We start from the raw sequence: 10,691 nt of genomic DNA on the forward strand, positions 1-10,691 counted from the left end.
AGGTGTGGAGCCCGAGGGCAGGCACGGCTGTGATTGGCACCCTGAAAACGGAGGTGGAATGATGGAATCACAGCTTCCTGCAGAGTTCACCGTGAACGTTGACCATGAAAGGTGCCGGAGGTGCAAGCGCTGTGTGATAAACTGCAGTTTCAACGCGATTGAATTTAAGGACAAAGTCACGCCGAATCACAAGTTATGCGTGGCATGTCACAGGTGTGCAACATTCTGCCCCGAGGGCGCAATCACAATTACCGAGAACCCGCTTGACTACAGGGATAACTACAATTGGACGCCTGAAATCAGGAAGAATATCCTGAAGCAGGCTGAGAGTGGAGGCATCATACTTACGGGTATGGGCAACCCCAAGCCTTATCCCATCTACTGGGACCATATACTGATAGACGCATGCCAGGTTACCAATCCCTCGATAGATCCGTTGCGTGAACCAATGGAGCTGCGCACATACCTTGGAGCCAAACCCGAGGCTCTGGAGTTCGATGGAGAGCATAACGACGTAAGTCTAAGAACCGAGCTTGCGCCGCAAGTTAAATTAGACATACCTATAGTGTTTGCAGCAATGTCGTACGGCGCAATAAGCCTTAATGCGCACAAGGCGCTTGCCATGGCGGCAAGGCGCATGGGAACCCTGATGAATACGGGCGAGGGGGGTCTGCATGAGGACCTCGCGTCCTACACAGACAGGATTATAGTGCAGGTTGCGTCAGGGAGGTTCGGCGTAACGAGCAAATACCTGAACAACAGCGCAGTCGTTGAAATAAAGATAGGGCAGGGAGCAAAACCCGGCATAGGAGGACACCTGCCCGGTGAAAAGGTAGGAGAGGATATCTCAAAAACAAGAATGATACCGGTGGGGACAGACGCCCTATCCCCTGCTCCGCACCATGATATATACTCAATCGAAGACCTCTCACAGTTGATCTATGCCATAAAGGAGGCAACGGATTACAAGAAACCCGTATCAGTCAAGATTGCGGCAGTGCACAATGTTGCAGCAATAGCAAGCGGAATCGTTCGCGCAGGAGCGGATATAGTGATGATAGACGGATTCCGCGGTGGAACTGGTGCTGCTCCCATGATAATCAGGGACCATGTAGGGATACCCATCGAACTTGCCCTTGCAGCAGTGGATGAACGGCTGAGGCAGGAAGGCATCCGAAACAGGGCAAGCATTCTTGTTGGAGGCAGCATCAGGCAGAGCGCTGATGTTGTAAAGGCGATTGCTCTGGGAGCAGATGCATGCGTCATAGGCACAGCATCACTTATAGCGATAGGATGCAGGGTATGCCAGAAATGCTACACTGGCAACTGCGCATGGGGCATCGCGACGCAGAAGCCTGAACTCGTGCGACGCCTGAATCCTGAAGTGGCGGCTGACCACCTGTGCAACCTTCTCACTGCATGGGGTCATGAAATCCAGGAAGTGCTGGGGTCGCTTGGAATAAATGCAGTCGAGTCGTTGCGGGGCAGCCGTGAAAGACTGAGAGGCGTAGGGCTAAATCAAGAAGCTCTTGACATCCTGGGGATTAAACATGCAGGGATAGGACAGTGATTCGTATGAGCAATTTTATGAAAAATTGGTCACCTGACACGTATGGCGAAGCCATACGTGAATACGGCATAAAGGGACGTGACGCTTTATGAGAATCGACGCAAAAGGCATGCATTACAGACCGTTAAATAAAATAATTCGCGACGCGGTTGCATCGGGCGAAAAGGAGTTCGAGCTTGATAACGTGGGAGGGCAGAGGTATATCGGCGACGGGTTGAATGAGAACGTAAAAATCACCATTAACGGCACGCCGGGAAATGACCTCGGGGCTTTCATGAACGGACCCAGGATTATCGTAAATGCGAATGCGCAGGACGGCATCGCGAACACCATGAATGCAGGTGAGATTATCGTCCACGGAAATGTTGGCGATATCATCGGCTACGGTATGCGTGGCGGTAAATTATACATCAAAGGAGATGCGGGCTACCGCGTGGGCATACATATGAAGGAATACAAAAAGCAGGTGCCTGTAATCATAACTGGCGGCACTGCTGGTGACTTCTATGGAGAGTACATGGCAGGCGGGATAATGATACTGCTGGGCATGAACGAGAAGAGTCCGCTTGTGGGCGACTATGTCGGAACAGGTATGCACGGCGGTGTGATGTATATCAGGGGAAAAGTTGACCCCTATCATCTCGGGAAAGAAGTGAGCTGCCTTGAATTGAATGAAGAGGATACGAAGCTCATTGGTACTTTTCTCAAGGAGTATTGCGAGCATTTCGGGTTTGACCTGAACGAAGTGATGGGCGGGAAATTCACGAAACTGGTTCCGCTGTCGCATCGACCGTATGGGAATCTGTACGTATATTAGATACTTGTAGTCTCGGAGTTTTATGGTCTGTCAAGTCTGTAGCCAATTAGTCATGCTGTCAAAATTCCTCTGATAATGGTTAGAAATTTTAGTAAAAAGCCCCTACAATTTTCCCGCCCTCTGCATCCTATGCGGTGCCTACAACCAAACCGCAAAGCGCAAAGGTCGCAAAGATAAGTTTAAAATGTTTAGTTTTTAACTATAATTGCAAAATTGAAGAAGCGGTCGGCAAAAAGCTAAAGTTTATCGATACCTTTATCTAACAACATGCACTATGCGAACCCGCAGGGCCGGTAGCTCAGGGGTAGATCGCTCCCTTGGCATGGGAGAGGCCTCGGGTTCAATTCCCGACCGGTCCATCATAATTCTTGTTTTACCTTTATCCTTATATTATTGGAGAGCCTAATTGGGGGGCAACTCAAATGAAATCTATATCGTAAGAGACCTTGCAAATTATTATAATAACCGGGCGCTGAAACTTGAGAGGGAACTGGGTAAACCCATTATGAAGCCAAAGAAAGAAACCTCCGAGCTTCTTGTATCCGAAGTCCTCAAAGGAACCGAAATAAGCGAGAAGATTTTTGAGACTGTACTCAAAATAGCCATTGAAATCAGCACCGAAGGAAGAGAGGGGCGTGCCGTTGGCACAGCGTTTATCATTGGCGACACTGCAAACGTAATGGCTAAATCCAGACAGCTTGTATTGAATCCTTTCGAGGGGCACAAAAGGGAAGAGAGGATAATCACAGACACAGAGACGCTGAATAACATCAAGGAGTTTGCACAGCTGGACGGGGTTTTCGTAATCTCAGGCGACGGCGTGGTTGAAGCCGCAGGGCGGTACATTACCATTGATACGGGCGTGGCAAAAATACCAAGAGGGCTTGGTACACGCCACTCCTCGGTTGCTGCTATCACCTCGGTGACAGGAGCTATTGGTATTGTAGTTTCCCAGAGCGGCGGGATTATCAGGGTTTTCAGGGACGGTAAGATAGCGGCAACCGTAAAACCCTGACGAAACATTCATGCTCCTTATCGTCCTTTGAATACAAAATTCAGGATGTTCAACAATGGTAGATATTCGACCTTTTAAGGCTACTATACTTAACCCGGAAATGCAGATAGAAAAGCTTGTTTGCCCGGTTTACGATACCATAGACGGCGCCGATTATCAGAAATACGCCAGGGAAAAAAACAACATCATCCATGTTACCACACGAAGAAAAGACATGAAAAGGGATGAGTTTATTGTTCACGCCAGGAGAGAATTTGACCGTTTCATAAGTTCAAAAATCCTTGTAGATAGAGATAAGCCGGCGCTTTACATTTACGGTATCATGTATTCCCTGAAGCCAGAGATTCTTGCTCTGCTTCCTGAAAAAGAGAGGCGAAACCTGTATTTTGTTTTCGGGCTTGTCTGCCTTGTCAGGGTGGAAGAGCTTGGAGAGGGAAACATAGTCGGGCATGAAAACATTTTTGAGGTCAATACCAGGGAACGCTACAGCCTTATGAAAGCATGCATGATGAATTTCTCCCCGATTACAGCAGAATACACTATGCCTGACCATGAATTGAACAACCTTTTTGAAGAATACCTTGGATTCAAGCGTCCGCAATATATTCCAGATCCGGAAAAACCTCCTGTTGTCGATGTAACCCTTAAATGCAGCCGCCATTTACTCTGGGAACTAAAAGATGAAAGCCTTATCAGGAGAATCACGGAGATGGTATCGGAACTGAAACTGCTCGTTCTTGACGGGCACCACAGGTATACCGCAGCCAACCTCATGCGGGAAAAAGACGGGATAGAATATACCATGATGATGCTGCTGGAGGGCGGGGACAGGGCTCTTTTGTTGCTGCCGTGGCACAGGACGGTGAAGAATTTCAGCAGGAAGGAACTTGATAATAAAATAAATGAGAATTTTTCAACGGACTGGCAGGATGATGAAAACGGCGAAGAGTTCTATTCACAACTGCGAAAGCGAAGCGGCGAGTTCGATATTAAGCTCGGCATGTACGATGGGAAAAAATTCAGCATTCTCAGGGCTAATGAAAAAGCTGTACAGAGGCTTTTCGAAAAACGAAAAGAGAGTGTGGGGCTTGACCTCATGGTTCTCCATGAGTGGCTTATCAACCCGATAATAAAAAAACCTGAAGAAGACGTATCGTTCAATGCAAGCCCATCCGAGGCTATAGCCAGGGTAGACAGCAAGGAATTTGATGTAGCTTTCCTGCTAAACCCGATTTCTATTAAAGACGTGGAGAGAAAAGCATTTACAGAGCATAAGAACTTCCCGCAGAAATCCACGCTTTTCCTTCCCAAGGTTGCTGAAGGAATAGTGATGAGGAGAATAGAATAAGCCTTAATTACATTTTTAAACTCATGTTGCGTCACATTCCTGCGTTAATGGATAAAGGCAGACCGGTAAGCCTTCTTTTTACCAATGGCGAGGGTGAACAATCAGCCCTCCTGTACTGCGAGCTTGTACAGAAGGCCAGGTTTGGCGAGTCGTTCGTGATAAAAAAACAGGGCTGCAAGGTAGGTGCGTATGTGCTGGGTGATACAGAAATAAGTCCTGAGGATTACTATTATACATCAAAGAGATATAAAGACAGGAATGCTGCAAAACATGCAGTTTCTAATCTAAACAGGCTCGCAAAGAAAGAAAGCTCAATAAGAATAGCTCCTTATTCTGGCGGAGATTTTGATATCCTGCTCCTTTTCCTGAAACCAGAGCGTGCGATGCGAATAATTCAGGCTCATGCTTACCAGAGGGGAAGCCCTGTTGAGTTTAAGGGTGGAGGCATAGCATCTATATGCAGCGACTGCACTGCCTATCCTATGCAAGGGAAGCTGGGGATATCCCTTGGCTGCAAGGGTTCAAGAAAACACAGTAGATACGAGGATGTGGAACTTGTGGTTGCAATACCATTTCAATTAGCCGGGGAAATTGACGATGCCCTTGGAAACATTCCAGAAACTCGCGCATAGTTAACCTAACAGTATTTATTTTAGAATAGACAATAAACTATATTTATGGCAATCCTCAATAAAATTTCGAATTTTTTCACGAAAAAACCCGAACTCCAGGGAAAGAATGACAATACATCCAAGGCTCATGGATATGTTGGCAAATTCGTCAAACAAAACAGTGAAGATATCGGTGAGAGCATTGCAGTCGAGGATGGGAGGCTTATTGTAAAAAATTCAGACAACATTATGTCAATTCCCCTCGGAGTTGTGGTAGCAAATACTGATAATATTGTGGTGGGAGATTTTAACAGGGAAGAATCGCTTGCGCTTGGAAAAGAATGGTTTGACAGAAAGGACACATTGAAGTTTGACGAGAAGGGAATGCTGATTAAGTGACATGAGCGAGTATAAACAGTGCATCATCGTGCGCGATGACCTGAAATTGTCAAAAGGCAAGCTTGCTGTCCAGGTTGCGCATGCTGCAGTCTCAGCTTACGACGTGGCAGGCAGGGAAGTTCGTGAAGCCTGGAAAGAGGAGGGGCAGAAGAAAGTGGTACTGAGAGTTGCGACATTGCAGGAGCTTTTTGAATTGAAGGAGAGGGCAAGGAGGCACGGTCTGCCTGCTGCTTTAATCACGGATGCAGGTTTGACCGAGGTGCCACCCGGAACGGTTACAGTGCTGGGAATCGGACCTGCTGAAGTAGTAGAATTAGATAAGCTCACAGGGAATTTGAAGCTGCTATGAAACTCAACCACCCTTCAGCCTTCTATATTCTTTCATCATGCACTTATCCATCACCACTTCAATCCCCGCATCCCGCGCTTTCGCCGCAGCCTCTTCGTTTACGATACCCTCCTGCATCCACACAGCCCTGGCTTTTATCCTGATAGCCTCGTCCACGATTGGAGGCACAAACTCGGAGCGCCTGAAAATATCCACCACATCCACTCTTACAGGTATGGAGATGAGGTCGGGATAACATTTCTGCCCTTCCCACTCGGTCAATTTCGGATTGACGGGAATGATGTTATACCCGTGCCCGGCAAGGAAACTTGCCACGTAGTGGCTCGGGCGTTCCGGGTCTTCGGATATGCCCACCACTGCTATATTCCTGTAATTTAAAATTCCCTCTATGGTCATATCATTTTAAACTTTTCAGGGTATTGAGTTCGTTATTTAATGCCCTGCGCAACCGGAACAGGTTTAAAATATATACCACAAATACAATCCATACGATAGCGAAGGCAGCGTCCAGATAACTCATATTGACCATTCTATTCGCTTATTACATAAAGGTTAAGGTAGAGTAAGAATAACGTGAACCTGTGACAGAACATAAAGTCAGACCTCCGAGGCTTGTTGCATGGGAACTTACCAATGCATGCAATCTTGCATGCATCCATTGCAGAGCATCAGCAATTAAAGAGCCGCTGCCCGATGAATTATCCACAGCCGAAGCAAAACATTTCGTGGATGAACTTGTGGAATACAAACCGATTATTATACTCACCGGTGGGGAGCCGCTTCTCCGCGCAGATGTTTATGACATCGCTCGCTATGCAACAGGAAGGGGGCTGAGGGCAGTGCTTGCCACCAATGGAACGCTTCTTACGCCTGATATCGCCAGAAAATTGAAAGAGGCGGGCATACAGCGGGTGAGTATAAGTATAGACGGCGCGAATGCGATGACCCATGATACCTTCCGCGGAGAGCCCGGTGCATTTGATGCCGCGCTTCGCGGAATAGATATCCTGAAAAAAGAGGGGATAAGTTTCCAGATCAATACCACGATCACAAAAAGAAACCTTGATGAAATCCCGCGCATTTACGACCTTGCACTTGATTTAAAAGCGTCCGCGCTCCACATATTCCTGTTAGTCCCCACAGGGAGGGGAGAGGAGATAGTTGAGGATGAGATTCCTCCCGATGAGTACGAACGCGTGCTTAACTGGTTCTACGATAAAAGCAGGGATAAAAGGCTCCAGTTAAAAGCCACATGCGCCCCCCATTATTTCAGGATCATGCGCCAGCGTGCAAAAGCAGAAGGAATAAGGATAACAAGAGAAACGCACGGGCTTGAAGCCATGACAAAAGGCTGTCTCGGCGGCTCTGCATTCTGCTTTGTTTCAAGCAAAGGTGATGTCTATCCGTGCGGATACCTGCCCGCGCTTGCAGGGAACATACGGGAAAAGCCTTTTTCAGTCATCTGGGAAAAATCGCATGTTTTCAATGACCTCCGCAACCCCGATAAACTCAAAGGCAAATGCAGGGATTGCGAGTACCGAACCGTATGCGGAGGCTGTCGGGCGCGCGCCTATGCCGCCACGGGAGATTACCTTTCCGAAGAGCCGTATTGCGTGTATGTGCCTGTGAGAGGAGCATGATTTCCTTAGACGAGGTTGATAAAAGGATATTGAATGCTGTACAGCTTGATTTCCCGCTTGTGAGCAAACCATTTGAGGAGCTTGGGGAGAGCCTGGGTTTGACGGAGGATGAGGTAATCCGGCGCATCAAAAGGCTGTGCAGGGAAGGGGCTATCAGGCGCATAGGTCCGATTATAAGCACGAAGAATACAGGCGGCGTTAGCACGCTTGTGGCGATGAAGGCGCCTGAGGAGAGAATTGAGGAGGTGGCGGGGATTATAAACAAGTATGAGGAAGTTTCCCATAATTATCTAAGACCAGCAAATTACAATATATGGTTCACGCTTTCGGCTGAGAGTGAGGAGAGGATGCGGGAGATTCTGGGGGAGATTTCTGAGAAAACGGGGTGTGAGGTCATGAATTTGCCTACGAAGAGGCTGTTTAAGATTGGGGTGAAGTTTAATATCAGATAATTTAGTGCGGGAAAAACCATGCAAAGCGCAGAAACAGTATTCATAGGCGTTGACCTTGGAACAAGCACCAGACGCAAAAGCACAGGTCTGGCTTACGTTTTGGAGAAAAACGGGGTACCCTGGATAGAAAGCCCGCCATTACATATCAAATCCGACGATGAATGTATCCATTCCTGCATAATTCAAATGGCGGAAAATTTCAGTTCAAGAATTATAGCCATAGATGCGCCTCTATCAAAACCGGAGCACGGAACAATGAGAGAGTGCGAAACGCGGCTGCGCAAGCACGGCATCGCATGCTATCCATCAGGCGCAGAATGGGTAAGTAAATGGGTGGGGAAGGGGATTGGACTCAAAAAATGGGCTGAAGATGAGCTGGGCGCAAGGGTAATAGAGGTATATCCATACGCCGCCAGAAGGGCGCTTGACATAGGCGCTCTGGTGAAGAAAAAAACAAAGGAAGGGCGCAGGAATATCCAGAAGGGGTTGCTCGGGCTCATCGGAGGATTGGATGATCTCACCAAAGACAAGCTGCTGTCCGATGACGAACTTGACGCCATACTTTCAGCATATACTGCCTATTGCGAAGGAAAAGGTATTGCCAGTAAAATAGATGGAAATGACGGTGCAATTTATCTCCCTGTAAAAATGCGTGACCATACGATAGATGAATACACGAGCCTGGGCGATAATTTTATTAATTCCATCTCCCCTAACTAATACATGCACCTCAAAAGGCGTGAATTTCTAAGGCTCTGCGCCAGAGCAGGGTTGTATGCAGGTTTGGGAGTTGGTTTAAGCGGGTGTCTTGAGAAAACGAAAGAAGCACCGCAGAATACCACCCTCCCTTCGGGACTGCACCCTGTTAAGGGAACATATATAGATGGCACCTCCACAGGCGATGCCGAGACCCTGAACTGGGCTCTTGCCGCTGACAATGCCTCGCTTAATTATATCGGTCTCACCATGGACGGCTTGATAACCTACGACAACAGCCTCAATGTGCAGCTGCGGTGGCTCGCAGAACCGGTAAGGGTATCAGAGGACGGGCTGACCTATACCCTGGTGTTGAGGGACGACCTCTACTGGGGCGACGGCAAACCGCTTACAAGCGATGACTTTGTCTATACCTTTAAGAACCTGCTCTTCTCAGACTGGCTCCCCTTCAACTACAAGGACGATTACCAGGAGACCGTCAACGGCAAAAAGCTGTACGTTGATGTTGTGGCTGTGGACAGGCAGACCTACCAGTTCAGAAGGCAGACAGTATATCCTGAATTCATTTACAGGGTTACGGACTTCTGGGCGTATCCAAAGCACATAGCCCAGAAATATGAAGGGAACCTGGATGCTTTTACACAGGCTGATGAGCTGAACAACCTGAGATACACGGGCAACCTCGGTCCATACAGGTTCGTGGAATGGGTAAGGAGCGATAAGTTCGTGGTGGAACGCAACCCTGATTATTATCTTGGAAAAGAGAACGGGGCGCCGTTTTTTGAACAATATGTAGTAAAGATATTCGGAACGCCTGCGGCAAGACAGGCTGCGCTCGAAGCCGGGGATATCACTTCCACGACCATCGACCCTCTCCAGGTGAGTAAGTTCAAGGGGATGAAGGGAATCAATGTTTACACGAATCCCACAAGCGGCTATGATGTTCTTCTGTGGAACTTCAGGAAGAACGGCTGGGAAGGTTTCAGGAAGAAGGAGGTGCGGCAGGCCTTTGCAGAGAGCATAGGCAAGGATGCTTTAATCCAGTCCATATACCTTGGATTTGCAGACCCTGCATTCAGTTTCATACCCCGTCCCTCCCCCTGGTTCGTGGAGACAGGATTGAAGCGATTCGGAGTTGGGGCACTGTATAACAAGGAAGAGGCAAAGAAGAAACTGGAAGCTGCCGGGTATAAGCAGAAGGAAGGCTTGCTTCTTGATAACAGCGGAAACCCGCTCAAGCTCTCCATAATCACGAACTCTGGCAACAAGGTAAGGGAATCGATAGCCTTCCTGGTAAAACAGGAACTTTCGGACATAGGCGTGGAGGTTGAGCTCAAATCCCTGCCCTGGCCTACCATGCTAAACCAGTACCTGAAAAACAAGGCTCCTGGCGATAAAGCTTCAGGGTTCAATAATGGTCCTGATGCTGTGAGCGAGAAATCATGGGATATGTGCGTAATAGGTTTTAACACGGATGTGAATGCGCCGTCTGGAACCTCATCCTTCTTTGCCTCGGATGGGGGTTTGAACATGTCCGGGTATTCAAACCCTGATGTGGATGAACTCTTCAGGAAAGCCAGGTCGAAGGAGGCTCTTGATACCAGCGTGAGAAAAGGGATATTCGCCGGGCTTTCAGCCCTGATATCGGAAGAGCTGCCCGCAGACTTCCTGGCATTCCCGCAGAGCAATATCGGTATTTCAGCGAAGGTGAAAGGCATCGAGCCCGGCATCAGCATGGGCTATAACTCCCAGCTCTGGTATTTTGAGGAATAG

Annotated in this window: 13 protein-coding genes and 1 tRNA gene; 12 read left to right on the forward strand and 2 right to left on the reverse strand. The window is 48.1% G+C overall.

Annotation, left to right across the window (positions count from 1 at the left end):
* The first annotated feature begins 58 nt into the window (after positions 1 to 58).
* The 8 genes from O8C68_00395 to pth2 all read left to right on the forward strand — a co-directional run bounded on the left by O8C68_00395 (position 59) and on the right by pth2 (position 6,109).
* Complete coding sequence (locus O8C68_00395) at positions 59 to 1,570, forward strand: glutamate synthase-related protein (GenBank protein ID MCZ7394261.1); 1,512 nt, start codon at positions 59 to 61, stop codon at positions 1,568 to 1,570.
* A gap of 88 nt (positions 1,571 to 1,658) precedes the next feature.
* A complete protein-coding gene (locus O8C68_00400) occupies positions 1,659 to 2,387 on the forward strand; it encodes a hypothetical protein (GenBank protein ID MCZ7394262.1) in 729 nt (242 codons plus the stop codon).
* A gap of 287 nt (positions 2,388 to 2,674) precedes the next feature.
* Positions 2,675 to 2,746, forward strand: a tRNA-Ala gene (locus O8C68_00405).
* Between the two features lie 47 nt (positions 2,747 to 2,793).
* Positions 2,794 to 3,402 (forward strand): diadenylate cyclase, encoded by a 609-nt coding sequence (locus O8C68_00410; protein ID MCZ7394263.1) that lies wholly within the window; start codon positions 2,794 to 2,796, stop codon positions 3,400 to 3,402.
* Positions 3,403 to 3,457: 55 nt separating this feature from the next.
* Entirely contained in the window at positions 3,458 to 4,750 is a 1,293-nt protein-coding gene (locus tag O8C68_00415) for a DUF1015 family protein (protein ID MCZ7394264.1), read from the forward strand.
* Between the two features lie 47 nt (positions 4,751 to 4,797).
* Positions 4,798 to 5,382 (forward strand): DUF169 domain-containing protein, encoded by a 585-nt coding sequence (locus O8C68_00420; GenBank protein ID MCZ7394265.1) that lies wholly within the window; start codon positions 4,798 to 4,800, stop codon positions 5,380 to 5,382.
* Between the two features lie 45 nt (positions 5,383 to 5,427).
* The gene (locus O8C68_00425; GenBank protein ID MCZ7394266.1) at positions 5,428 to 5,760 is read left to right on the forward strand and encodes a hypothetical protein; all 333 of its coding nucleotides are present in this window, start codon (positions 5,428 to 5,430) and stop codon (positions 5,758 to 5,760) included.
* 1 nt (position 5,761) lies between these two features.
* Complete coding sequence (gene pth2, locus O8C68_00430) at positions 5,762 to 6,109, forward strand: peptidyl-tRNA hydrolase Pth2 (GenBank protein ID MCZ7394267.1); 348 nt, start codon at positions 5,762 to 5,764, stop codon at positions 6,107 to 6,109.
* Between the two features lie 3 nt (positions 6,110 to 6,112).
* Here the strand turns inward: pth2 and O8C68_00435 are convergent, their stop codons facing one another.
* Together O8C68_00435 and O8C68_00440 are read right to left on the reverse strand one after the other, a co-directional pair.
* Positions 6,113 to 6,505 (reverse strand): CoA-binding protein, encoded by a 393-nt coding sequence (locus O8C68_00435; GenBank protein ID MCZ7394268.1) that lies wholly within the window; start codon positions 6,503 to 6,505, stop codon positions 6,113 to 6,115.
* Position 6,506: 1 nt separating this feature from the next.
* Complete coding sequence (locus O8C68_00440) at positions 6,507 to 6,629, reverse strand: CcmD family protein (GenBank protein MCZ7394269.1); 123 nt, start codon at positions 6,627 to 6,629, stop codon at positions 6,507 to 6,509.
* A 61-nt stretch (positions 6,630 to 6,690) separates the two neighbouring features.
* On the opposite strand from O8C68_00440, the gene ahbD reads away from it, so the two are divergent.
* Genes ahbD through O8C68_00460 form a run of 4 tightly spaced genes read left to right on the forward strand, consistent with a single transcriptional unit; the run spans position 6,691 to position 10,691 of the window.
* Complete coding sequence (ahbD, locus tag O8C68_00445) at positions 6,691 to 7,749, forward strand: heme b synthase (GenBank protein ID MCZ7394270.1); 1,059 nt, start codon at positions 6,691 to 6,693, stop codon at positions 7,747 to 7,749.
* Entirely contained in the window at positions 7,746 to 8,201 is a 456-nt protein-coding gene (locus O8C68_00450; GenBank protein ID MCZ7394271.1) for an AsnC family transcriptional regulator, read from the forward strand. The genes ahbD and O8C68_00450 overlap by 4 nt, the downstream gene beginning before the upstream one ends.
* Before the next feature lie 18 nt (positions 8,202 to 8,219).
* Positions 8,220 to 8,921, forward strand: coding sequence for a DUF429 domain-containing protein (locus O8C68_00455; protein MCZ7394272.1), 702 nt, complete (start codon positions 8,220 to 8,222; stop codon positions 8,919 to 8,921).
* A 3-nt stretch (positions 8,922 to 8,924) separates the two neighbouring features.
* Positions 8,925 to 10,691: an ABC transporter substrate-binding protein gene (locus O8C68_00460; GenBank protein MCZ7394273.1), complete on the forward strand. Its 1,767-nt coding sequence runs from the start codon at positions 8,925 to 8,927 to the stop codon at positions 10,689 to 10,691.

The sequence above is a fragment of the Candidatus Methanoperedens sp. genome, assembly GCA_027460525.1.
Classification (GTDB): Archaea; Halobacteriota; Methanosarcinia; order Methanosarcinales; family Methanoperedenaceae; genus Methanoperedens.